The organism is Diaphorobacter sp. B2A2W2, assembly GCF_056730635.1.
The window spans coordinates 1-21,226 of the sequence record NZ_JBWZOR010000002.1; the positions used below are offsets into that span (position 1 = coordinate 1).

Annotated in this window: 36 protein-coding genes and 1 tRNA gene; 9 read left to right on the top strand and 28 right to left on the bottom strand. The window is 65.6% G+C overall.

Features of this window, described 5'->3' with window-relative positions; all coding sequences use genetic code 11:
* The 5 genes from AC1PPL_RS03145 to AC1PPL_RS03165 all read left to right on the top strand — a co-directional run.
* Window positions 1-1,126: IPTL-CTERM sorting domain-containing protein (locus AC1PPL_RS03145; RefSeq protein ID WP_479972602.1), on the top strand; the 1,126-nt coding region annotated here is incomplete at its 5' end.
* Window positions 1,127-1,171: 45 nt separating this feature from the next.
* Window positions 1,172-1,297, top strand: a complete 126-nt coding sequence (locus tag AC1PPL_RS03150) for a hypothetical protein (protein ID WP_312793562.1) — start codon at window positions 1,172-1,174, stop codon at window positions 1,295-1,297.
* 34 nt (window positions 1,298-1,331) lie between these two features.
* Window positions 1,332-1,421 (top strand) — tRNA-Ser (locus AC1PPL_RS03155).
* Window positions 1,422-1,651: 230 nt separating this feature from the next.
* On the top strand, window positions 1,652-2,812 hold the full coding sequence (locus tag AC1PPL_RS03160) for a tyrosine-type recombinase/integrase (protein WP_479972603.1): 1,161 nt from the start codon (window positions 1,652-1,654) through the stop codon (window positions 2,810-2,812).
* Window positions 2,805-3,263, top strand: a complete 459-nt coding sequence (locus AC1PPL_RS03165; protein WP_479972604.1) for a hypothetical protein — start codon at window positions 2,805-2,807, stop codon at window positions 3,261-3,263. The genes AC1PPL_RS03160 and AC1PPL_RS03165 overlap by 8 nt, the downstream gene beginning before the upstream one ends.
* 18 nt (window positions 3,264-3,281) lie before the next feature.
* Here the strand turns inward: AC1PPL_RS03165 and AC1PPL_RS03170 are convergent, their stop codons facing one another.
* The 12 genes from AC1PPL_RS03170 to AC1PPL_RS03225 all read right to left on the bottom strand — a co-directional run bounded on the left by AC1PPL_RS03170 (window position 3,282) and on the right by AC1PPL_RS03225 (window position 8,612).
* On the bottom strand, window positions 3,282-3,482 hold the full coding sequence (locus AC1PPL_RS03170; protein WP_479972605.1) for a helix-turn-helix transcriptional regulator: 201 nt from the start codon (window positions 3,480-3,482) through the stop codon (window positions 3,282-3,284).
* Window positions 3,483-3,493: 11 nt separating this feature from the next.
* Window positions 3,494-4,003, bottom strand: a complete 510-nt coding sequence (locus AC1PPL_RS03175; protein ID WP_479972606.1) for a hypothetical protein — start codon at window positions 4,001-4,003, stop codon at window positions 3,494-3,496.
* Window positions 4,000-4,326: a hypothetical protein gene (locus tag AC1PPL_RS03180; RefSeq protein WP_479972607.1), complete on the bottom strand. Its 327-nt coding sequence runs from the start codon at window positions 4,324-4,326 to the stop codon at window positions 4,000-4,002. Before AC1PPL_RS03180 ends, AC1PPL_RS03175 begins: the two co-directional genes overlap by 4 nt.
* Window positions 4,323-4,649, bottom strand: a complete 327-nt coding sequence (locus AC1PPL_RS03185; RefSeq protein ID WP_479972608.1) for an ASCH domain-containing protein — start codon at window positions 4,647-4,649, stop codon at window positions 4,323-4,325. Before AC1PPL_RS03185 ends, AC1PPL_RS03180 begins: the two co-directional genes overlap by 4 nt.
* On the bottom strand, window positions 4,649-4,897 hold the full coding sequence (locus AC1PPL_RS03190; protein ID WP_479972609.1) for a hypothetical protein: 249 nt from the start codon (window positions 4,895-4,897) through the stop codon (window positions 4,649-4,651). Before AC1PPL_RS03190 ends, AC1PPL_RS03185 begins: the two co-directional genes overlap by 1 nt.
* Window positions 4,894-5,172 (bottom strand): hypothetical protein, encoded by a 279-nt coding sequence (locus AC1PPL_RS03195; protein WP_479972610.1) that lies wholly within the window; start codon window positions 5,170-5,172, stop codon window positions 4,894-4,896. The genes AC1PPL_RS03190 and AC1PPL_RS03195 overlap by 4 nt, the downstream gene beginning before the upstream one ends.
* Window positions 5,173-5,195: 23 nt before the next feature.
* Window positions 5,196-5,414: a hypothetical protein gene (locus AC1PPL_RS03200; RefSeq protein ID WP_479972611.1), complete on the bottom strand. Its 219-nt coding sequence runs from the start codon at window positions 5,412-5,414 to the stop codon at window positions 5,196-5,198.
* A 5-nt stretch (window positions 5,415-5,419) separates the two neighbouring features.
* On the bottom strand, window positions 5,420-5,695 hold the full coding sequence (locus AC1PPL_RS03205; RefSeq protein WP_479972612.1) for a hypothetical protein: 276 nt from the start codon (window positions 5,693-5,695) through the stop codon (window positions 5,420-5,422).
* Complete coding sequence (locus tag AC1PPL_RS03210; RefSeq protein ID WP_479972613.1) at window positions 5,692-7,656, bottom strand: replication endonuclease; 1,965 nt, start codon at window positions 7,654-7,656, stop codon at window positions 5,692-5,694. The genes AC1PPL_RS03205 and AC1PPL_RS03210 overlap by 4 nt, the downstream gene beginning before the upstream one ends.
* 4 nt (window positions 7,657-7,660) lie before the next feature.
* On the bottom strand, window positions 7,661-7,927 hold the full coding sequence (locus AC1PPL_RS03215) for a hypothetical protein (RefSeq protein WP_479972614.1): 267 nt from the start codon (window positions 7,925-7,927) through the stop codon (window positions 7,661-7,663).
* 110 nt (window positions 7,928-8,037) lie between these two features.
* Window positions 8,038-8,199, bottom strand: coding sequence for a hypothetical protein (locus AC1PPL_RS03220; RefSeq protein WP_287806089.1), 162 nt, complete (start codon window positions 8,197-8,199; stop codon window positions 8,038-8,040).
* Complete coding sequence (locus AC1PPL_RS03225; protein ID WP_287806092.1) at window positions 8,196-8,612, bottom strand: hypothetical protein; 417 nt, start codon at window positions 8,610-8,612, stop codon at window positions 8,196-8,198. Before AC1PPL_RS03225 ends, AC1PPL_RS03220 begins: the two co-directional genes overlap by 4 nt.
* On the opposite strand from AC1PPL_RS03225, the gene AC1PPL_RS03230 reads away from it, so the two are divergent.
* Entirely contained in the window at window positions 8,613-8,735 is a 123-nt protein-coding gene (locus AC1PPL_RS03230; protein ID WP_287806094.1) for a hypothetical protein, read from the top strand.
* Here the strand turns inward: AC1PPL_RS03230 and AC1PPL_RS03235 are convergent.
* From AC1PPL_RS03235 to AC1PPL_RS03250, 4 genes are read right to left on the bottom strand one after another with little or no spacing between them, the layout of a single operon-like run.
* Window positions 8,730-9,146 (bottom strand): Ogr/Delta-like zinc finger protein, encoded by a 417-nt coding sequence (locus AC1PPL_RS03235; RefSeq protein WP_479972615.1) that lies wholly within the window; start codon window positions 9,144-9,146, stop codon window positions 8,730-8,732. The genes AC1PPL_RS03230 and AC1PPL_RS03235 overlap by 6 nt on opposite strands.
* Window positions 9,147-9,199: 53 nt before the next feature.
* Window positions 9,200-9,463, bottom strand: a complete 264-nt coding sequence (locus tag AC1PPL_RS03240; RefSeq protein ID WP_287806098.1) for a hypothetical protein — start codon at window positions 9,461-9,463, stop codon at window positions 9,200-9,202.
* 5 nt (window positions 9,464-9,468) lie between these two features.
* Window positions 9,469-9,681, bottom strand: coding sequence for a hypothetical protein (locus tag AC1PPL_RS03245; protein ID WP_479972616.1), 213 nt, complete (start codon window positions 9,679-9,681; stop codon window positions 9,469-9,471).
* An 18-nt stretch (window positions 9,682-9,699) separates the two neighbouring features.
* Window positions 9,700-9,924 (bottom strand): hypothetical protein, encoded by a 225-nt coding sequence (locus AC1PPL_RS03250; RefSeq protein ID WP_479972617.1) that lies wholly within the window; start codon window positions 9,922-9,924, stop codon window positions 9,700-9,702.
* Window positions 9,925-10,024: 100 nt separating this feature from the next.
* Between AC1PPL_RS03250 and AC1PPL_RS03255 the strand changes: the two genes are divergently transcribed.
* The 3 genes from AC1PPL_RS03255 to AC1PPL_RS03265 are packed head-to-tail and all read left to right on the top strand — an operon-like array spanning window position 10,025 to window position 11,882.
* Window positions 10,025-10,729, top strand: a complete 705-nt coding sequence (locus AC1PPL_RS03255; protein ID WP_479972618.1) for an XRE family transcriptional regulator — start codon at window positions 10,025-10,027, stop codon at window positions 10,727-10,729.
* Between the two features lie 50 nt (window positions 10,730-10,779).
* Window positions 10,780-11,406 (top strand): BRCT domain-containing protein, encoded by a 627-nt coding sequence (locus tag AC1PPL_RS03260; RefSeq protein WP_479972619.1) that lies wholly within the window; start codon window positions 10,780-10,782, stop codon window positions 11,404-11,406.
* A 32-nt stretch (window positions 11,407-11,438) separates the two neighbouring features.
* Window positions 11,439-11,882, top strand: a complete 444-nt coding sequence (locus AC1PPL_RS03265) for a thermonuclease family protein (protein ID WP_479972620.1) — start codon at window positions 11,439-11,441, stop codon at window positions 11,880-11,882.
* A 130-nt stretch (window positions 11,883-12,012) separates the two neighbouring features.
* Here the strand turns inward: AC1PPL_RS03265 and AC1PPL_RS03270 are convergent, their stop codons facing one another.
* The 12 genes from AC1PPL_RS03270 to AC1PPL_RS03325 form a co-directional block, all read right to left on the bottom strand.
* Entirely contained in the window at window positions 12,013-12,579 is a 567-nt protein-coding gene (locus tag AC1PPL_RS03270; protein WP_479972621.1) for a hypothetical protein, read from the bottom strand.
* A gap of 11 nt (window positions 12,580-12,590) precedes the next feature.
* A complete protein-coding gene (locus tag AC1PPL_RS03275) occupies window positions 12,591-13,604 on the bottom strand; it encodes a contractile injection system protein, VgrG/Pvc8 family (RefSeq protein ID WP_479972622.1) in 1,014 nt (337 codons plus the stop codon).
* Window positions 13,604-14,065 (bottom strand): phage tail protein, encoded by a 462-nt coding sequence (locus AC1PPL_RS03280; RefSeq protein ID WP_479972623.1) that lies wholly within the window; start codon window positions 14,063-14,065, stop codon window positions 13,604-13,606. The genes AC1PPL_RS03275 and AC1PPL_RS03280 overlap by 1 nt, the downstream gene beginning before the upstream one ends.
* A gap of 14 nt (window positions 14,066-14,079) precedes the next feature.
* Window positions 14,080-16,536: a phage tail tape measure protein gene (locus AC1PPL_RS03285; protein WP_479972624.1), complete on the bottom strand. Its 2,457-nt coding sequence runs from the start codon at window positions 16,534-16,536 to the stop codon at window positions 14,080-14,082.
* A gap of 33 nt (window positions 16,537-16,569) precedes the next feature.
* Window positions 16,570-16,698: a hypothetical protein gene (locus AC1PPL_RS03290; protein WP_287806123.1), complete on the bottom strand. Its 129-nt coding sequence runs from the start codon at window positions 16,696-16,698 to the stop codon at window positions 16,570-16,572.
* Window positions 16,699-16,709: 11 nt separating this feature from the next.
* Window positions 16,710-16,847 carry a GpE family phage tail protein gene (locus AC1PPL_RS03295; RefSeq protein ID WP_479972625.1) on the bottom strand — a complete coding sequence of 46 codons (138 nt, stop codon included), beginning with the start codon at window positions 16,845-16,847 and terminating at the stop codon, window positions 16,710-16,712.
* An 8-nt stretch (window positions 16,848-16,855) separates the two neighbouring features.
* The gene (locus tag AC1PPL_RS03300) at window positions 16,856-17,197 is read right to left on the bottom strand and encodes a phage tail assembly protein (RefSeq protein WP_479972626.1); all 342 of its coding nucleotides are present in this window, start codon (window positions 17,195-17,197) and stop codon (window positions 16,856-16,858) included.
* A 109-nt stretch (window positions 17,198-17,306) separates the two neighbouring features.
* Window positions 17,307-17,816, bottom strand: a complete 510-nt coding sequence (locus AC1PPL_RS03305; RefSeq protein WP_479972627.1) for a phage major tail tube protein — start codon at window positions 17,814-17,816, stop codon at window positions 17,307-17,309.
* 41 nt (window positions 17,817-17,857) lie between these two features.
* Window positions 17,858-19,054, bottom strand: a complete 1,197-nt coding sequence (locus tag AC1PPL_RS03310) for a phage tail sheath subtilisin-like domain-containing protein (RefSeq protein WP_479972628.1) — start codon at window positions 19,052-19,054, stop codon at window positions 17,858-17,860.
* 189 nt (window positions 19,055-19,243) lie between these two features.
* Window positions 19,244-20,017: a DUF7338 family protein gene (locus tag AC1PPL_RS03315; protein WP_479972629.1), complete on the bottom strand. Its 774-nt coding sequence runs from the start codon at window positions 20,015-20,017 to the stop codon at window positions 19,244-19,246.
* Window positions 20,014-20,436, bottom strand: coding sequence for a hypothetical protein (locus AC1PPL_RS03320; protein ID WP_479972630.1), 423 nt, complete (start codon window positions 20,434-20,436; stop codon window positions 20,014-20,016). Before AC1PPL_RS03320 ends, AC1PPL_RS03315 begins: the two co-directional genes overlap by 4 nt.
* A 3-nt stretch (window positions 20,437-20,439) precedes the next feature.
* Window positions 20,440-21,225 (bottom strand): hypothetical protein, encoded by a 786-nt coding sequence (locus AC1PPL_RS03325; RefSeq protein WP_479972631.1) that lies wholly within the window; start codon window positions 21,223-21,225, stop codon window positions 20,440-20,442.
* Window position 21,226 lies beyond the last annotated feature (1 nt).

Below are 21,226 nucleotides of genomic sequence, written 5' to 3' on the forward strand. Positions count from 1 at the left end.
TGCGGCAAAGAAACAAATCGCTACGATCGCTGCGCCAACAACACTGAGAAGAGGGAGTTTGAGATTGAAACCTATAGCCGTTTTGCTGATCGGCCTCGCCGCCAACATCACCGCATATGCAGGCACCCCGCGCTTTGCACCGTCATCGTTAAACTTCGGCGTAGTTCCCGTAGGAAGCAGTTCGACTCTTATTGTCAATCTTGATCTGACAAGTGGTAGTGACAGACTTCGCTCCCTTGGGATCAATGGTTTTGTCGACATGACATGGGCGACGACTTACAGCGATTTCCAACTCAATTTAGGTACTTGTAATCCTGCTGGACCCAGCGGGACTCCTCTGGCGTCGGGTACGAGCTGTCAGTTCACGTTGACATACACCCCAACGACGGCAGACGGAGTCAATTCCGTTGTTACTGCAACGGACTGGTGGGATGGTCACTGGGGGACCATGACTGTTACGGCTGGGCCTCTCACTCTCAAGCCGGTGGCTCTCCCTGCGCCGCAAGTCGGAACGGCTTACAGCCAAACACTAAGTGGGGCTGGTGGCACGCTGCCCTATGGATATAGCGTCACCGCTGGCGCTCTGCCTGCAGGCATTTCTCTTGCGCCAACTGGCGTAGTGAGCGGGATGCCAAGCGCGGCAGGCCCCGCCAGTTTCACGATAACCATCACTGATGGCGTAGGTGGCACAGTAGCGCAAACCTATAACCTCACCGTAGCAGCCCGACCTTTGCCCATTGGGGCGGTAGATAGTTACGCCACGGCGTTCAACACCGCACTTACTATCGCTGCCCCAGGCCTACTGAGCAACGATAATTCACCGCTGGCGTTGCCACTTACCGCCTCGTTAGTTTCAGCGCCCGCGAACGGAACACTCGTGCTGAATGCCGACGGCAGCTTCACCTATGCCCCCAACCCGGGTTTCAGCGGTATTGATACATTCACCTACTCAGCATTCGATGGATACGGTACCCCGCCTATTACTGTGTCCATCAGCGTCGGAGCAGGCCCGGTTGCGCCAGCGTCCATCCCTACCTTATCCGAGTTGGCGCTGATTGGCTTGTCCTCGCTTGTTGCGCTACTCGGCATTGCGAGGATGCGCCGCCGAGTGGCCGATAGCCGTTAAGCAACCCCTTGCCCATCAGCTTATCCGTCGCTCCGGTTCAGAGGCTTGGCATTGGCCGTGGGCCGCACGCTGGTAGCGGTGTTGGAGAATTACCAGAACGAGGACGGCAGCGTGACCATTCCCGAGGTGCTGCGCCCCTACATGGGCGGCCAAGCCACGCTGCCGGTCTGAAATTTCCTGCTAGAATCGCGGGCTTCGACACACAGGAGAGGTGGCAGAGTGGTCGAATGTACCTGACTCGAAATCAGGCGTAGTGGCAACACTACCGTGGGTTCGAATCCCACCCTCTCCGCCAGGAAACAGAAAGAGCACCCCAACCGGGGTGCTTTTTTTTGTCTTTTTCGCTGATTTGACCTCAATAAATCAACGTGTTACGCTGTGTGAACTGGTGTTATATACAGCATCTTTTCAGCGGCCATGCAGCGGCCATTTTTTCGTAATGCAATGTTTTTTGGCCATTGGGTTGGCCCATAGAAGCACATGCCCAAGCGGATTTTGGAGAAAACGGCACTTGAGGTCTCACGCTTGCGGACGGAAGGCTCGCACGCCGTTGGCGGCGTCTCGGGCCTCTACCTGCACATCGTCGGCGGGTCGCGTTCCTGGGTGTTCCGCTACCTGTTCATGCGCCAGCGCCGCCGGATGGGCCTGGGCAGCTATCCGCTGGTGAGCCTGGCCGAAGCGCGCGAAGCCGCGCGCGCTGCGTTGAAGCTACGCAACAGCGGCGCTGATCCGATCAAGGTCCGCGACGATGAGCGCGAGGCGGCCCGTCTCGCGCACGCCCAGCGGCTGGCGTTCGACAAGGCGGCGGAAGCCTACATAGCCGAGCACGAAAGCACCTGGCGCAGCCTCAAGCATGCGCAGCAGTGGCGCAGCACGCTTGCCATGTACGTCACTCCCGTAATGGGCGACGTGCCAGTGTCGGAGGTGGACCAGCGGCTGGTGCTGCGCGTGCTCACGCCGCTGTGGAAGAAGAAGACGGAAACCGCAGTGCGCGTGCGCGGACGCATTGAGCAGGTCCTGGACTGGGCCACGGCCCACGGCCATCGGTCAGGCCCGAACCCGGCGCGCTGGCGTGGCCAACTGGAGCACCTTCTGGCCAACCCCAGCAAGGTGGCGCCAGTGAAGCACCATGCGGCCGTTCCCGTGGCAAAGCTGCCAGCGACGTACTTGCAGATCGCGGCGATTGAAGGGCAGAGCGCGCGTGCCCTGCGGTTCCTGATTCTCACGGCCGCGCGCTCGGGTGAAGTGCGCGGCATGGTGTGGGACGAGGTTGACCTAGATGCAGGCCTGTGGGTAATTCCGAAGGAGCGGATGAAGGCCAAAAGAGAACACAGAGTTCCGCTTTCCCTCCAGGCGCTGGAACTGCTGCGCGCCCAGTCGCGCGATCCGCTGGTGGAGTACGTGTTCCCTTCGCAGAGAAAGGGGCCGCTGTCGGATATGGCCCTGACGGCATTGATGCGCCGGCATGCGCTGGACGCCGTTCCGCACGGGTTCCGTTCCACTTTCCGCGACTGGGCCGGCGAGATGACGCACCACCCGCGAGATGCGGTGGAGCTGTGCTTGGCCCACGCCATCGACACCAAGGTCGAGGCCGCTTACCGGCGCGGCGACATGCTGGAAAAGCGCGCCACCATCATGCAAGAGTGGGCCGACTATGCGGCGCCCTCGCCATCACCAAATGATTGAGCCGCCCGGAGTTGTCCGCATATCGTGCGCGCCTGGAAGCGCCCACGCCCTTCAAGAGCATGCGGATGCTGCGTGGCCCTGCTATGTCGCAGAGCTGCGCTTTTGTGGCGTCTATCTTCCCGCCGCGCTCATCAAACGTGACTTCATCCGCCAGGGCTGGCTTGTGACCCTCATCATCGAACACTCGGCACCCAAGCTCTATCGGTGCGACTTGCGCGCCGGCAGGGAAGCTGACGCGAAGCCGCTGGGACACACGTTATTCACGCGCGACGTGAAGCTGCAGGGCCAGGTGTATTTGCTCCGCGGCGAGTCTGCGGACCCCGGCTACCTTCGTAGTGACTGGCCTCAGGACTGGCTGTGCGGGCCTGACTGCGGGAGCATCGAAAGCGCGCTGGACAAACTCGCACCCTGGCTGACCGCGCGATATACGGGCACCTGGCGGCAGGTGTAGCCGCACACTGCCGCGGTCCTATTCCGAATCTATCGCCGCGCCCCAGGCCCTCGGGCACCCCTGCAGCCACTGAGCCACCTCGGCCACCAGCCAAAACAGCTTGGCGCCCATCTTGCGCGGGTGCGGAAAGCCGCGCTGCTCGATCAGTGCGCGCAGGGTGTTCTCCGCAACGTCCAGTTCCTCCAGTAGCTGGGCTTTGGTGAATATCAGCTTTTCCAAGATTCCACCCTCTATGCCACGGCCATCATGTGCTGACAGCTATCTTTTTCATTGGCCTGCGGCCACTGCAGCGGCTCTATGGCATCTGGCCTGATGCGCCCGTTGGTGATGTCGTCTGCCAGCGCACGGGCGCCTGGGACCATCTGCATGGCCAGGACGGCGTTGTCCAGCATCACCTCGGCCGACACCTCCAGCGCCAGCAGCAGCTGCGCCGCCCAGGCATCGTCCCACCGGCAGTCATCGCAGGCCATGCGGATCACCTCTGCCAGCGACTGGTGCAGGCCGGCTCGGTTGTCGCCCAGCACCTTGGCCACCGCCGCAACCTCGGCACCCACCCCCAGCATGAAAGCCAGGCGCGCCAACAGCGCGCGCTGCTCGCTGCCGTGCTCCACCGTCAGGCATTTGATTCCGATGTCCAGCATGTCCTGGCGCAGCGCCTTCATGGCTATGGCGCGGCCTACGGGGTTTTGCAGCGGGTCTGGGCGTCGCCCTATGGCTTGCTTCTTCTTTGTCGCACTCATGCGAACAGCTCCTTTTGACCGGCCGGGCCGGTTCCTGTCACTCGGTAGTACACCGGCCCCATGGGCATGGTTTCGCTCATGTCGCGCCACACGCCTGGCAGCACCGGGCGCAACCCGGTCAGCCAGTGCTTCGCGTCGTGTTCATCGCGTATCGGCGCCCCGCCTTCGTCAACGCCCCAGCGCTCTGCCACGATCACCTCCGGGCCATCCCGGTCTTCCGGGTGCACGGCCAGCACGCGATAGCAGTAGCGGTACCAGCGGCCCACCGGGCGCAGGAAGGCCCCGATTGGCGGTATTTCGTTGCGGATGGATCCCTTTTTCATGCCGCACCCACATCAATGGCGAACACCTCCACTGGCTTGTCACCGAAGTGGGGATGCGTGATGGTGGTCTCACGGTATCCACGCCACTGACGCACCAGGCGGCGGCTGTCGTCGCTGGCTGCAGGGTAGCCCTTGGTAAGCACCACGCGGTCAAAGGTGCGGCCTTCCAGCCGGCGGCGCCAGTACAGCGTGCGCTCTCGGAATTCCTCCACCTTGGAATTCCTCCACCTTGGAATTCCTCCACCTTGGAATTCCTCCACCTTGTGGCCGTCGCGGATGGCGCCGAAGTACACCGTTTTGAGCGGCAAAACAAGGTCAGCCATCAGATGCTCCCCTTGCGCAGGGCCTGCCGCTTGTGCGCCGCTGCCTTCGATTGCGCCGCGTTCTCGATCACCATCGAACTGCTCGCCCGCGGTGCCAGTGGCACCACCGGCCGGCCGTTGCGGTCGAGTGCGCGTGCACCTGCGCGCGCCGCTGCCGTGATGTGTGCCTGGGCACGCTTGCGCGCTTTCTCCGCAGGTGTCGGCGTGCCCTTTTGGCGCACGATCTGGAAAGCGTTGAGGATGCTCATGTCGCGCCGCCCTCCACCCGTTCCACGCGCAGCACGGCCTTGCCGGTGACCAAGTGCGCATTCGCCTCAGCGTGGGTGGCGTTCACGGCTTTCAGGCGGATGGTGGGCAGCAGGCCGGCGTCTGCCAGGTCTTCCACATCGGAAGGCGTGACGCCCGCCGGCATCAGCGTGGCACGGTAGCTGTGCGTGGGCAGCACCTGCTGCACGGGCTCCACCAGCGGCATGGGCCGGGCGGCCCGCTTCGCGGCGTGATGATGGAAATGGTCGGTTCGCATGTTCTCTCTCCTGTGAAGTTGGTTCAGGCCACCAGCTGCAGCTGGGCCTGTTGCGGATTGATGGCCGGTGCCGCCGGGTGGCGGCGCTTGCGGCGCGGGCGTGCGGCGTCGGCCAGGCGCTGGCGCTCGGCGGCGAACACGGCGGCCAGGTGGTCCTGGGTGGTGCCGGCGGCTGGCACGTAGCCGCCATGCAGCGGGCGCTGGTAGCAGTGCACGCGGGGGTCGGTGCGTTTGGCGTTCATGGCCTTCACTCCTGTGGTGGGTTGGTGGTGGGAAAGTCGGCGCGCAGCACGCGCACGGTGGAAAGCGCGGTCAGCAGGTCCGCCAGCAGCTCGGCCGGCGTCTCCATCACCTCGCGCTTCATCTGGTCGCGCGCCGGCTGGCTGTCCTGCATGTCGTCGCAGCGGCGGCGGGCCGCCAGCAGCACCTGGGCGCGCAGCGGCGTCACCTTTTGCGCGCCGCCGTCCATGCGGCGGCCCGGCTGGGTGCCGGTGGTGCGCTGGGTTGCCTGTTTTTTCGTCACTGCCAGGCCTCCGCGTTGCGCAAGGCCCTGAAATGGGCCACCACCTGGGGGGTGCACCAGTCCTCGATTTCGTGGTCGCCGCGGCCAAAAACGATGCGCGAGACCTCGCCCGTCAGGCGGGCCGTACAGTTATTGAAACCAGTCCAAGCGCGCGGCAAAGCCGCGCGGGCCGGCGCCCCTTGCGTGTCGCTGTCGTGGCCCTGCGCTTGTCCTGCTGCATCCACCTCGTGGGCGGCGTGCGTGTCTTCTCCGATCACGGGCGCCCACGCAATGCGGCGGCTCACCAGCCAGCGGCCACACATGCGCCCGCGCTGTGCGCGCAGGCCCACGATGCGGCCCACCTTCACTTCTTCGCCGTACTTATTCACCTGCCCGTCCTCGGGCGTGCGGTGCGCGGTGCGCAGGTGCCAGCGGCCACGCGGCAACGCATGCCCGCCCATGGCCTCCATGAACAGGCGCCAGTCCGCACGCAGTTCGCCGCGGCGGTGGCAGGCCTGGTACGCGCGCACCGTGTCTCGGTCGCCCTCGCGTGCGAACAGCTCCAGCTGGTCGCCTGTCACGCGGCGCAGCTCGCGCCACACCGTCACGCTGGGCATGCCGATGGTCTGGAACTGCCGAATGCCCCAGGTAGCCGCCCAGGCGTCCACGCGGCGGTAGCCCTGGCCCGTCTCCTGCAGCTGGCGCTGGTCGGTCTGGCCAAAGTCCATCACCAGCTGCTGGCCGTCCACCACATCCATGTGCTCAGCCAGCGCCAGATGGCCCACGCTCTTGGCGATGTACTTGGCCACGTAGCCCGCGGCTCCGCCCTTCACCATGCGCTTGACGTTCACGCGGTTCTCGACCGCGCCGCGCTCTTGGCCGTCATCGCTCAGCCAGTAGCGACGCACCTGCTTTTCGATCTCCAGCGCGCCGGCCTCGTCCTCTGCCCATATCAGCGCGTGCCAGTGGGGGGTGGCATCGTGGTGCGGTTCGGCCACGCGCAGGCCGTACATCTTCACGCCCCTGCGGGCCAGGGCCGCGCGCGTTTTGGCCCACATATCGCGCAGCCACAGCTGGCCGTCGCGCGGCGTGGTGCCCGGCACGAACTTCTTGTTCGGCACCGGTCGACCACCGCTGCCCAGCTTCACGGGGTGGAAGCGGCTGGGCAGCGTCAGCGTGACGAACAGGCCCACATGGGCGCGCGCGTCCGCGTATTCCTCTGCGCCGCGAATGCGCGTCATCAGCTCGCCGCCGCGGATGATCGGGTTGGCCGTGCCCAGCGCCGCCAGCTCTGCCAGGTTGTAGACCTGGCCGGCCTCATTGCGGTACAGCGTGCGGCCCAGCGCCTCCGCGTTGCGTTTCAGCTGTGCCTGCCGGCGCAGCAGCCCTTCGCCGCTCACATAGCCGCCGCGTCCCTTATGCACCTGCCCCAGGCCCACGGCGCCGGCCTCCACCACGCGCGCCACATGCACGCGCAGGCGTCGGCGCCACCATGCTGGGTCTTGCGCGCGCAGGATGGCCGGCTCGCCCGTGATGGGCTTGTCCTCGATGATTCCCACACAGCGCACCAGCAGGCGTATGGAATCCACGCGATCCGCCAACGTGGCGTTCTGGCCCTGGGCCAGCGCATCCAGCTCATCTGCCTCGGTGGCCAGCTTCTTGGCCATGGCGCAGATTTCATAGTCATCGAGGTTCCACAGGCTGGCCGCGCCGAATCGGTCCTCAAAGTCGGCCACCGCCTGCAGCAAGTCCCAGGCCTGCGCCCACTCGGGCGGGGTGTTCAAGAAGTCCCGCGCTGTCTGCACGGCCGCCAGTACAGGCGGCACCGCATTGTCAAACCGCCCCTTGATGGCGGCCTGCCAGCTGGCCGGCGCACAGCGAATCACGCGCTCCAAGTGCCCGCGCGCCATGTGCAGCGTGGGCTTGTTCTTTTCCCAGTCGGCCAGGCTGGCGTTGGGAAGTTTGCGCGGGATCGTCGGCATGGCCTTACACCTTGGCGGCCAGTGCCGTCACGCGGCACAGGTGGTGCTTGCCCAGCCGAATGGTGGACTTGAGCGCAATGCGCTCGGGCTCGGGGAACTCCTGCCAGTTGCGGCTGGCCAGGGTGGACATGTCATCCACTTCCAGTCCCACGCCGGCCAACATCAGCAGCGCCATGCGCCAGTTGTGCGGCAGCTCGCGCCATTCGCGTGACGCGGAATCCACGAATCGCCCCCCGCTGGAAATCTGCACGAAGTCATCGCGCAAGGCCATCAGCTTTTTCAGCTGCTCGGCCGATGGCGGGGCAGTCGTCGCCACCGCAGGCCTATGGCCTACCGGGCCTTCCCCGTCGCTGCACAGCGTAGGCTCCCTGTACGCCATGGTCAGCCCTTCGCAGCCCGGTACACGCCGAAGCTGCACGCCCCGCAGCCCATGCGCTCCACCACGTCGAAAGCGCGGTCCCAGGCAGTAGCCAAGGTATGCGCCAGCAGCGGCTGCAGGCGCAGTCCGTCCGCGGTGCGGTAGGTCATCACGAAGGTGCTCATGCTGGCACCTCCAGCAGATGCTTGCTGCGTCCGTCGATGCTCAGCGACACGCGCAGGCGACCCTTCACCAGTTCAAGGCGCACATCCCCATGGCCGTAGTCGTATTCCTTGCGATCCGCCACGCGCATACCGCACGCCAACAGCACGTTGGCCAGCTTGGCATTGCGCGAGTGGTCGAGTAAGCCCGATCCCAGGTAGATCGTCTTGCCGCCCCAGTCGCGCACGTCTTCCAGATTCAGCACAAGGCCGGCGGCCGTGATGGCGGGCATGAATGCATCCAGCAGCACCAGCCGTGCGCCCATGCGCTTGATGGCGGCCAGCCTGTCCGCGTGGCGTCCTAGTTCAAATGCCAGCAGTTGGGCGCCAAGTGGCTTCGGCGCTTCATCTTGGCGAGCGGTGGGGCGTGACGACATTTGCTGACCTCCGGTTTCTTCGGGCAAAAAAAGTCCCTGCCAGGCGTTGCCGCCTTGCAAAAAATCAAGTTGGTGGTGATGGGTGCCGCTGCTATTCAGCGGCTGGTGGTGCGCCGTTTATGAGGTGTCGGCGCCTCCCGCAAACAGGTCGCCCGTGACGGGCTCCACGGGTGTGATGGGTTCGTGTTCGGCCTCTTGCGCGTTGTCCAGCAGTACGCGCAGCATCCCGCGACGCACATGCGTGGACAGCGGAATGTTGACCGTGGGGTCAGGGATGGCCGATGGCGTCAGACTGCGCACGGTCTCGGCCATCACCACGAAGCAATGGCCACATTCCACGTTGGTGCACTGGTAGATCACCTCGCGCATGGTCTTGCTCACCACGCGCCCGTGCCGTATGACGCTCTTTGCGCCACAGTGGGCGCATTCCATGCGCGTGCCTTCGTAGCGCAGCTCGCGGCCCTGGTGGCGCCGCTGCTGGCGCGCCGGCTGCGCCGACAGCAACGCGCGGCGCTCCGCTTCGGTGTGCATCATCGTGGCGTCTCCCTTGGGCATCGTGTTGCGGCTTTTGAGCGGCTATTTGCTGCCTAGTGCTTACCTTGCTCGGCCAGGAACGACTCCAGGCCGCGCAGGTACATGCGGCGGCAGAACCATGCCATTGCGCGTTCGTCCGCTGCAGCCAGTTGTTGGGCCTGCGTGTACTCATCCGGCGTCAGACGCATGCCGGTGTTTCGCATCTTCTGCGCCGCGTCCTTCTCAGCAGGCGGTGCGGGTTCATCCAGCCGCCCCGCGGCTCGGTTGGCGGCCACCAGGGCCTTGAAGCTGGTGTGGTGTTGCTTGCCGGTGGTCATCATGTTCATCCTTCGCACCCCGTGTGCCTGGTGTTGTCAATGGCCAGCTTTGGACCTGGCCGGATTCCCGTCATCGCAAAGACGGACTGGTCGATCTGGCTGCTAATTAGCAGCTCCAGCACCGCAGTGGTGCTCGGCAGGCGGTACGCCTGCCGCAGCCGCTCCAGCTTGTGCTGCAGCTCGGCGGATACCTCCACCGTGGTTTCTTGGGTCTGCATTGAGCATGGCTTTCCGCATCAGCAGTGGAGTGCGGCGCTGCCCATAGAGGCGGCTTGCTGCTGGCCACCCAGGCCGATCTTCTGCAGCTCCTTTTCAGCGGCCAGCAGCGCCATGTTCTGGATCAGCGTGGCTTTCTGGACTCCCAGGCGAGCCGCCAGCACCGTGATGAGCTGGTCATCCGCCTTCTTGAAGCGAACGGTGTGCCGAAATTCGCGGCGTTGTTCCTTGTCCTCATATGCCATGGCAATACTCCCTGCTGAAAATTGCGCGTGTACCATCGTGTAATACGGCACTACACCCTTTGCGCCGGATGATAGTGCTGATTTCAGCACATTGCAAGCAATGGACGAAAAAGAAACGCCAAAAACAGCACAACGCGCCGAAATCGGCTCGCGCCTCAAGGAGGAAAGGGATCGCTTGGGCTTGAAGGCTGCCGATTTTGGCCAGTTCGGTGACTGGCCCGCGCGTACGGTGTATGGGTGGGAGTCTGGGAAGGCAACTCCCAAAGCTGAATTCTTCGCAGATGTCGAACCCCTCGGGCTCGATGTGCAGTACATCATCACCGGCCGCCGCACTGCTGGTCTTCCGTCTGGCCCCGCTCCCGCGCCTGCCGGTGACTCTGACGTCATCCAGCTGCCCCTACTCAGCGCCACGGGTAGCATGGGCCCCGGCAATGACCTCATCACCGAGGACGTGATCCTGGGCGAGGTGCCCGTGTCGCGTAAGTGGCTGGCCGTGAATCTCCCGCGTAGTCGGCCCGAATCCCTGCAGCTGGTGCACGCCTATGGCGACAGCATGGGCGACACGCTGCACTCGGGGGACTTCGCCATCGTGGACACCGATTACCGGGTGCCAGATGTCAGCGGCGTCTATGTCCTGCAGGCCAACAACCAGCTGTTCATCAAACGCATATCGCGCAAGCTGGACGGCACGCATGAAATCACCAGCGACAACCCGAACGTGCGCACTGTGGAAGTGCTGGACGGCTCGCAGCAGGTGCATATCTGCGGTCGGGTGGTGTATGGGTGGAACGGGAGGCGGTTTTAGGCCGCACTCTGTCCTGGGCAAGCTTTGTTCAACAGGAGTGGGGGAAAGCCATGGATGAATACGGCGGATTGGTGGGGCGCACTCAAGCGCGGCACCAAGGCGAACGAGCATGCGCCCGGCTGCTTGGCGTAATAGGCGGCATCACTGCGGATGGGCATCTTCACGACCTTGAAATCCAGTACCTGCGAACCTGGTTGGCAGAGAACCAACAGGCTGCAGAGCATTGGCTTGGCGCGCAGTTGGTCGCACAAATGGACCATGTGATGGCCGATGGCGTCATCACCGATGCAGAGCGCGAGTCGCTGATGGCCACGCTGCAATCAACCAGCGGTGTGCAGTTTGCAGAGACCGGCAGCGTGACCGCCGAGCCTGTCGCATTCCCCGCCGATGAATGCGACGTAGTGTTCTCTGATCGCACGTTCTGCCTAACAGGCAAGTTTGAGTTCGGCTCGCGTGGCCAATGCGAGTCCGCAACTATCGCCGCAGGCGCCACCTGCGCAGACAGCGTTTCCAAGAAGGTGCATTACCTGGTGATCGGCGCCGCGGGCGCTACCGCTTCATGGAAGCAGGCGAGCTATGGCCAAAAGATCGACTCCGCCATGAAGCTGCGCGAGAAGGGGCACCCCATTTATGTGTTGACCGAAGCCGCTTGGCGCGGTGCCCTCCCTGGCGTGTGATAGCCGCTGCACTTCTTTGCCTTGTTGTTGGCGTGAGCGATGGCGACACCATCACCGCGCGCTGTGGGGAGCCCGGCGCCTACGAGCAGGTGAAGGTACGCATCCAGGGCATTGACGCACCCGAGCGCAAGCAGGCCTTTGGCAACCGCGCGCGGCAGGCCATGAGCGATCTGGTGTTTCAGCGCTGGGCCGATCTGCGCTGCGGCAAGACAGACCGCTACCGGCGCAAGGTGTGCAGTGTGTGGGTTGCGCCTGCCTCAGCACCTGATGGCGCGCGCACGCTGGATGCGGGCCTGGCTATGGTGAGCACTGGCATGGCCTGGTGGTATCGCGCCTATGCGCGTGAGCAGTCGCCACAGGAGCGCGGCCAGTACGAATCCACCGAGGATGACGCCCGATCGCGCGGCGCCGGCTTATGGGCTGATGCCGATCCTGTTGCGCCGTGGGACTGGCGCGAACAGCGGCGCCCCCAATGAAATCGCTTTTGTATAACGAAATCCATGAAAACCGTGATTCCAACCCGCCTTAGCTTTTTACCATCGCCTATGGCCATCTCCGCCACCCGGCCCGAAGACAACCCCGCTCCGGTGGAGCGGCGCGACAGATTCAACCCCAACGACCGGCGGCCAACGCCAGCGCCGCAGCCGCCGCAGCGCTAAGCGGCATGCAGGCCGCCAGGCGGTAACCCCGGTCCACCACGGCAAAGGCTGCGCCGGATGCGGTGCGGTATTCGTGCGCGGCCCGCTCGCAGTTGCGCACGGCTTCCATGCGCAGCTCTTGCAGTGCATCGACTCCGCCCGCCGTCCCGCCCAGCGCCGCAGCTTCGGTATTGGCAGCCTTGGCATAGGACAGCCATTTCCCATAGCCTTCCTTGGCCAGCCCAGGCGTTGCCCAGCTGCGCACCTCTGCCGTGGTGCTGGCCTTCCACGACACGTAAGCAGCCAGTGCGAACCAATGCACCGCCCCCGCCAGTGCGGCAGCGGCCAGCGGCCAGTTCTGCAGCGAATCCGCTCGAGCCAATCCCAGCCCACCCAGCGCACCGCCGCCGGCCAGTAGCAGCACCAGCAGCGCATGGGCACGCCTGCGCACCTCCTCCAGCCCGGCCAGGCTGAATCGGGCCACTTCCTGGCTGTGCTTTTCGGCCAGGTCAATCACTTCGTTGGGGATTTGCATCGCTTCCATTGTCACGCCGCCCGGCGCTCCAGCTCCATCCGCGTGGTCAGTCCGTTGTCATCCAGGCTGTGCTCCACCGTCTTGCATAGCCAGTCGGTCCCGTCCACCTCGGGCTTGAAGCCGCGCACGTTCACGGGTGTCTGCACCATCAGCGCCGGCTGTCCAATGGCAAGGGTGATTTCCAGCGTGGCGGCGCCGCGGGCTATGCGGCCCAGCTCGGCCTGGGCGGCGGCCATGGCGTCGGCCTCGGTGGCGTAGCTGTCGCGCAGGGTTTTCAGGTTGTCCTCGGTGCCGGCGATGGCGGCTTTCTTCTCGCTCGCGCCGGCGTCGTGCCAGTACGCGCGCACGCCCGTGTAGCTGTCACGGGCGGCCTGGTGGTAGCGGTGGCGGTCGCCATCGCTGCGCGTCAGCGTGATGGCGTCCAGCCGCTTACCTGCGGCGTTGGTGGTGCTGCCGATGGGCAGGAACACCATGCGCCCCTTCTTCACCGTGGCCACGGCGTCGTGCTGGCGTCCCAGGCGGGTCAGAAAGTGCACGTCGCTTTCGTTGGTCTGGTCGATGTGCTGCACCGGCACGCTGGCCAGCCTGGCGTCCACGTTGGCCTGCAGCCCGTTCTTTGCGGCAATGTCACGCACCACCTGGCCCAGCGTTGTGCCGTGCCAGCTGTGGCTGGCGCGCTGGCGCAGGGTGGCGCGCAGCTCTGCGCTGCGGCAGCGCAGCTGCACAACGTCCGGGGCGCCGCTGTGTTCGATCTCGTCCACGGTGAACTGCCCTTTGTCCACCATGCCCGTGTGCCGGTAGCCCAGCTCCAGGGTGATGGTGGCGCCCACGGGCGGCAGGGCCAGGTTGCCCAGCGCATCGTCCAGGGTGATGTCCAGCTGGTCGGCTTCTTCGCCGCGGCTTTCGCGCAGCTGCAGGCGCATGAGCAGCGGGCGCACGGTGGCCGATATGTCGCGGCCGTTCACCGCAAGCCGGTACTGCACCTGGCGGTGCGCCGTGTCCTGTGCCTGCAGCTCCAGCGCCATCACATCCACCAATCCCAGTCGTCACCCGTCCACCAGTCGCCCCAGTCGTCGCCGCCGTCGGTGCCGCCGGCCGGGTCGGCCAGCGCATCGTCCACGCGCGCAAGGGTGATGGTGAATTCCACGCGCCGGGCCACGCCCTCGCGCACAAAGATGCTGCCGGTTTCTTCCATGCCCTCGATGACCCACGCGCCGAAGGCTTCGCCCGCCCCGTTGACCAGTGCATAGGCGGAGCCCTTGTCGGCCATGCCGCGCAGGCGGTCCAGCGCCTTGCGGTCGCCCATGAACTCGGGCGCCAGCAGGCCGGTGAGGGTAATCGTTTCATCGCCCGGCCCCACGTACTGACGCGCGGGCCTGGCGCCAACGCGGCTGTTGCTGGGGTGGCGCCAGCTGCTGCTGCGGCGCAGCTCTTGATACGCCAGGGTGTTGAGGGCAAAAATGAACTGCCCCAGGGCGGCCATCATGGTGGTCGGTCCTTTCAGTCGATGTCTGCCAGGCGGCTGTAGCGGCGGCTGTCGGCCGCGCGCTCGCGCCGGTCCAGCTCTGCCGCCACGGCGCGGGCGATGGCCTGCGCGTCCATGCCCGGCGCTGCGTTGATGGTGATGCTGTACGTGCTGCCGGCGGCAGGTGCAGTCCCGGCCGCTGCCGGTGCGCCCATGGCGGCCATGGGCACCATGCTGGCGGTGGCCATGCCCAGCGCCGCGGTGCGCACCATGCCCGCGCCCTGTTGAATGCCCAAGGCTGCGCCTTCGCCGACGTAGCTGCCCAGCTGCATGAACACGCGGCTCGGGCTGTGGATGCCCAGCTTGTTCTTGAACCAGTCGATCGCATCGCCCGCGGCCATGCTGATGGCGTCGCGCACGGCGGTGATGCGGCTGGTGATGCCGTTGGCCATGCCCTGCACGATGGCGGCCCCGGCTTCAAAGAAGCGCGCGCCCAGGCCCCACACGTACTGCGCGGCGCCTGATACGGCGCCGCCGATGTCCTGCATCAGCAGCTTGAAGCCGCCCACCACGTCCCGCCAGCGCGAATACAGCATGTAGCCCGCCGCTGCCAGCAGGCCGATGGCCAGCACGATAGGGTTGGCGATCAGGAACGCCGCCAGCACCCGCAGGCCGCCCAGCAGCAGGCCGGCGCCCGCGCGCAGGAACGTGAACGCCCGCCCCAACATGAATCCCGCGCGGTACAGCAGGCCCATGGCCGGCGCGGCAGCCTGGGCGGCGATGCGCGCGGCGGCCAGGTTGAGCAGCCAGCGGCCCAGCAGAAAGCGCGCCATGTGCAGCGGCCCCAGCACCGCAACGATTCCGATCACCAACGCGCCCATGGCAGACAGCAGCGCCGCCGTGGCCGCTGCCGTCAGCACCAGGGCCTTGGTGGCGCGCGGGTTCTCGCGTGCCCAACCGCCCACGGCGTTTGCCAGCTCTGCCAACCAGCCGAGCAGCTGTTTCAGCTCGGGCGCGATGGATTTCCCCAGGGCCGCGAGCATGTTAGTGAAGCTGCCATCAGCCGCCTCTGCGGCGTTTCGCAGGGTTTTCAGCTGCTCATTCACGCGCTGCTGCAGGCTGGCCTGGTCGGCCAACTTCTTGGCGGCTTCTTCGTAGCCGTCGATGCCCTTGTTCATCAGGGTGTTGACCACCTGCAGGGTTTCCGCGTCGTCGCCAAACAGTTCCTTAATGACGCTGCCGCGCTGCATGGTATTGAGCTTCTGCAGCTTGTTCAGCTGCTTAAACAGCTGCTCGATGCCGCCGAACTCGCCCCGGCCGTCGCTGAAATCCAGCGTGAACCCTCCGCCTGCGGACTTCACGGCGCTGTTGGCCTTGCCCAGCTTCTTGGCGTCCATGCTGGCCTGGAACACCTTGCGGATCGCGTTGCCTGCGGACGCCCCATCCACCATGCCCGCCTGGTTCATCATGACCATCATCGGGCTGAGCGCATTCATCACCTCCATGCCTTTCTTGCGGGTGATGTCCAGCACCGGTGCCAGCTTGGTGAAGCCCGACAGCATGTAGTCGGCATCGGCGCCGGCATAGTGTCCGCGCTGCACCATGTCCAGAACGCCCATCATTTCGGACTCGGTTGCCCGCGTGGCGTCCTGCATCTTCGCGGCCATGGTGGCCGCTTCCTTCGGCACCTTCTTGAGCTGCACGGCCAGGTAGGCAGCCGCCTCGGCCGTTCCGCCCAGGATGGTCTTGTCGCTCAGGCCTTCCTGACTCAGGGCCTGCATCAGCTCGGTGAAATCCTTGGTGTTTCCCGGCAACCTGTCGCCCAGCTTGGTGGAAAGGTCCAGCATCTGCTGCATGGACGCAGGGACGGTGCCATCAGCGCGCATCAGCGATGCGCCCAGTTGCGCCTCTGCATCCTCCGCCGGCATGAAGGCCTTGATGGCGGCCTGCAGCGGTGCGCGCGCCTTAGCGCCCGCCATCTGCAGTCCCACGCCGGTGGCGCCCCATGCGCCCAGCTTCACCATGGCCTTGCTGTGCTTCTCGCGCAGTGTGGCCAGGCGTTCCTCCACCTGGCGCTGCTGTTCCATCTTGCGGCGCTGCGCATCCAGCTGGGTGTTGGCCGTCATGATGGCGCTGGCCAGCTGCTGCTGGTCCACGCGGGCGTCGCCCCAGCCGCGGTTGGCCATGTCGGCCTGCAGCCGCTTGACGACGGCCAGCTGCTTTTCGTAGTCGGCGGTGAGCTGGCGCACCACGGTGCGGCTAGCGTTGGCGGCCTTGGCCTGGTCCAGCATGCTACGCGCGTTGTCCAGCTGGTCGCGCTCTTTCTCAAAGCGGGCCAGCGTGCGCTGCTGGGCCTGCAGGCGCTTGAGTGCGGCTTCTGTTTCGCCTACCGCCTTGGCGGTGGTTTTGCTTCCCGCGGCAACGGCGCGCAGTGGGCCAGTCACCTTGTCCACGGCGGCCAGCAGTACCTCCAGGCGCAGCTTGTCAACCATGGCGCGCCCCCTTGGCCGGGGCGCCATCGTCCGTCAGTCGGTTTGCAGGCTGTCGCGCCCTCGCACCCACAGGTACACCGGCAGCATGAGCACGCCGGCCGCAATCCACAGCAGCGCCAGCATGGCGGCGCCCCACAGCAGGTACATGAAGAAATCGAACATGGTGGCGCATGTTATCGCGTCCTCTCAGGCGGTGCGTGCATGGCGTTGTGGCGCTCCACGGCCAGATGGCGCCACTGCATCAGCTCGGCCAGTTCCATGAGGTGCATGGTCTCTGGAGTCCAGTGCAGCAGCATGGCCACGTCGGCCATGGCTTCCTCTACTCGGCCAGGGAGTCCATAGCCGCCTTCGGCACCAAAAAACCGGCCACCTCCACGCAGCAGGAGACGAGGTCCGCCGGGTCCATGTCATCCACTTCGTGCTTCATGAGCGTGGGCACGCTAATGCGGGGCAGCAGCACCGCCACGGCGTCGGCCTTCATCGTGAGCAGATCGGCCAGCGCCAGCCCGCGCAAGTCGGCCGTGCGAGGCTTCATGAGTTGCAGCGTCGTGATGGTTTCGCCCTTGCGCTTGATGGGCGCTTGCAGGGGCACCGGCACAGTGGCACGGCCGGTGCCCTTAGCTGCGGGTTCTTGCTGTTCTGTGACTTGCTGAGTGGTCATATCGCTTCCTCGGACCATTGAAAAAATAGCGGCCGGCCCTGGTGCTGGACCTGCGCCGCTACAAGCCGGCCCGGCGAACTCCGGCCCGGCGCCCTGATTCGTTCGCGCGTCAGATGCCCAGCGCGGCGCGGGTGCTTGCCAGGTTGTCGGTGCCGGCCACGTTCTCGACCATGTTCACCAGGTCGATTTCCAGCTCCACCTGGCCGTCCACCACTTCCTTGTAGTAGGTCAGGCTGTACTTGTAGGTGCGCTCTGTGGCGTCCCCAGCCTTTGAGCTGCCGGGGTCGCGTTCGACCAGGCGGCCACGCATCACCACTTCCACGGGCACCACGGCCTCGCTGTCGTCGGCCTGCAGCGCGCCGGCAAAGCGGATCAGCACCGCGTCATGCGTGGCGGCGCCCCACTTGGCGGCCAGGCCTGCGATCCAGCCCGCGCCCTTGATCTCGGCCTCCATCTTTTCCTGGCCAAAGTCCAGCTCGATGGCGCCGTTCATGCCGCCGCCGCGGTATTCCTCCAGCTTGCGCGACAGGGTGGGCAGGGTGACTTCGGGCACCTCGCCCATGTAGTTGGTGCCGTCCACGAAGGCGGCGAAGGCTTTGAGTTTGCGCGGCAGTGCCATGGCGGTGTGTCCTCGGTGTGTGGGTTACGGGTGGCGCGCGCTTACTGGCCCGTGGCCACGCGGATGGCCCAGTCGGCGTAGTAGCGGTCGGTGATGCGCTGGCGGAACCCCAGGTCTTCCAGCGGCGGCAGCGGCGTGTAGTCGTAGTCAATCGTCAGCTTGCCGCTCTTGAGCGTTTCGGTGGTGTTCACCTCGTAGTCGATCCAGGCCCGGCCATCGAGGATGTAGCCGCCGGCCTTCAAGCTGCGCATGCGGGCGTTGATGCCCTCCAGAATGTCTTTGACCAGCGCCGGTGTCAGCGGCTTGTCGATGAATTCAAAGTGCCCCTCGGCCATGGTGTCGGCCAGCACATGGGCGGTGCGGGTGGCGGTCTCGAAGCTGAATGCTTCTTCGGTGCTGGTGGTGCGGTTGCCCCAGAAGCGGAAACCCTGCTTGCGGATCAGAGTGGTGACCTTGCCGTCGTTCAGCAGCGTGGCGTCGCTGGACGGGCTCTGCAGGTCAAAGAACACGCTCTTGCTGATGCCCGTGGGGCCGTTCACCGGTACGTTGGACAGGCTCTTGTGCCAGCCTTGCGCCTGGTCGATGGCGGCGCGCAGGCCCATCGCGTAGGCCACGGCGGGCACTTCTTTCACGGCGTTGGCGGTAGTGTCCCAGCGTGTGAAGTTGGGCCAGATCACCATGGTTTCGCGCTTGCCGAAGCCGTTGGCGTATTCCAGCGCTGTGCTCACGTCCTCGGCGCCGTCTGCGTACACGTAGGCCATGGCGCGCAGCTTCTCGCCCACGGCGGTGAGTGCTTCGGCCACGGGCTTGGTGTCCAGGCCCGGCGCGCCCAGGATGCGCGGCTTCACGCCTAGCTCGCTCTCGGCATCGAGCAGCGCCTGAATGCCGGTGCGCTTGCCGTTCGCGTAGTCGCCAACCACTTTGCTTGTCTGGTCTGCAGCCTTGGCGGCTTCGTCAATGCCTTCGCCGTCCGCCACGCGCACGATGACCAGCACCGGACGGGCCTGGTCTGCGATGGCGGCCAGCGCAGTGGACAGCGTGCCCAGCGTGCCCGCCTTGGCCTGTGCCTTGGCGATGCTGGTGAACAGCACGGGCGTGTCCAGCGGGAAGGCGGCCGCATCCGCATCACTGGCCGTGGCCACCAGCCCGATGATGGCCGTGGAAACCAGCCGCAGGGTGGTGGTGCCCTCGGTCAGTTCGGTGACGCGCACCCCGTGATGAAAATCTGCAATAGCCATGGTCTGCCCTTTGAAGTTGCTGGCGCTTGAACGTGCTTGTTCGGTACTGCGCAGGATCAATGGGGCTATGGTGCTTTCGCCTACGCGCGAAGGCCAGCGCGGTGCGTTGTGGCTGCGCACCGCACAAGAAAAAGCCCACCGGGCGCTGGGCCGGGTGGGCTGGTGGGTGGCGATGCTGTGCCGTGACGGTCAGGCGGTGCCTTTCCATCCCTTGATGCTGACGGGTATCAGCACCGCCGCCACCTGGCCTTCGGCGGCCTGCATCTTGTAGCGGATTTCGAGCTTGAACCCCAGGCTGCGGATCAACACGAAGCGCCCGATGCGGTGCACGCTCTTGTAATGGTAGGCGTCGCCGTGGCGCAGCAGGAAGTGGCCCGTCTGCCGCGTGCCGATGGCCATGTCACCGGACAGCAGCGCGATGTCGGCCTTGCGCGCCATCACGCCCAGGTCGCGCGATAGTTTGCTGGCCCGGTTGCGCCACCCCAGCCACACATAGCGCGCCCAGTAGCTGCGCGGGTGGTGGCCCGGTGCGTAGTAGGCATCGCCCGTGTAGGCAGGGTCCGAATAGCTGACCCATGGCACATCCGGGTGCTGCCCTTCCACAGCCCGCACCCACTTGCCATCCACGAGCTGGCCCCAGCCGTCGCCGTTCAGGCTGGCGTCGTTGTCCCAGCGCGAGAACAGGCGCGGCAGGCGCTCTGCGTCGCGCCGTGTGAACAGCAGCGCGATGGCCACCACCAGCGGCGCGGTGGCGTCGTAGATGCGCACGCGCTGGTCGATCTTGCGAGCGCGCTTGAAGCAGTCCACAGCTGCGGCGGCATCTTGCAGGTTGCGGGCGTTGAATTCCCGGATCGCCCCGCGCCATGTGAGCAAGTCGATGGTCCACAGCGCCCCGTAGAGCAGTGTCACCATGGCCAGCGGCAGCGCGAGCAGTGCGCCCAGTACAGCGGGTGCGCCACTCATGGCCGTTCCTCCTGCTGCACGGTCGCCCCCAGAATCGCGGTGGCGCGGCCCTTGGCGAGCAGGCCCATCAACTCCAGCGCCTGCACACCTTCCATGGTGTCCCCGTCATCCAGGTCGATGTATGTTGCCGCTGCCTGGTCAGCCAGACGTGCCCGCAGCGCCGCGGCCTGCTGCCGCTGGGCCGTTAACTGGTCTGCACGGTCCACTGCGGCCCACTCGATGGCGGCGCGCTCCGCGAGCGTGAAGCGCCTTCTGAATGCCAGAGCAGACACCACCCGCCGCTCTACCTGCACTTGCTGCTGCGGCTGCGTTGCTGCCATGCGCCATTTTCCTGGGTACTGCCGCTGCGCCTCTTGCGGCGTGCCGATGATGCGATTCATCACCGCGCCGCCTGGTCCAAGAATTTCAATCACTTGCATCGCTCACCCCATCGTCTTGAACAGTCGCAGAAAACCAAGCCCGGCTCCGCCGTTATGCACGACTGAACTGGCGTGGCGCCCCGCGGACGCCCCTCTGCCCGGCGCAGTGGACGCCGAAGCGTCCTGCGCGCCGTTGCCTCCCGCAAAGAGCCCAGCAGCCGCGCTCAACGTTCCGCCCACGCCGGGATTCCCCGGCGCGGTTCCTACGAAGGTCACATCGAAAGGCCAGAAGTAGGAGCCCACGGCTGCGCCTGTCATCGCGTTGGTGAGGTCCACGGCATGGTCACCTTGCGAGTTGCTTGCCGAGTACGTCCCGCCTCCGACATCCACAGCCGCACCACCGTGCGCAGTGGTTGTCTGCGCAGACTGCGGTTGCCGTCCCGGCGTCCAGAAGTCGGCCCCTATCACTTGTGCCGCCACTGGGCTATATGCCGTGGTGCTGGCCTGCCCCGCATCACCACCCTGGCACGTCATGACGGTGGCGCCGTTCAGCGTGATGGTGGTGGTCCCGCCCGCACTGGCCGCCACGCCGGCTGCCGACGTGGCAATGCCGCCGGCGGCGATGGAGAACGCGATGACGTCCCCCGCCTTCACCTGAAATCCCTTCACCCCCCAGGGCGCGGAGTTTCCCGGCTTGTAGTTCCTGGTTCCTCCCGCGCCACCCCCCATCCCCGTGACGATGGCCCAGCCGTCCGCCGTCACGGTGAAGCTGCCGGACTGCTGGACCAGCGTCTGGCGCACGGGCAGCAGCAAGCCGCCGCTGCCCAGAAAGTCTGTCAATTTGGACATT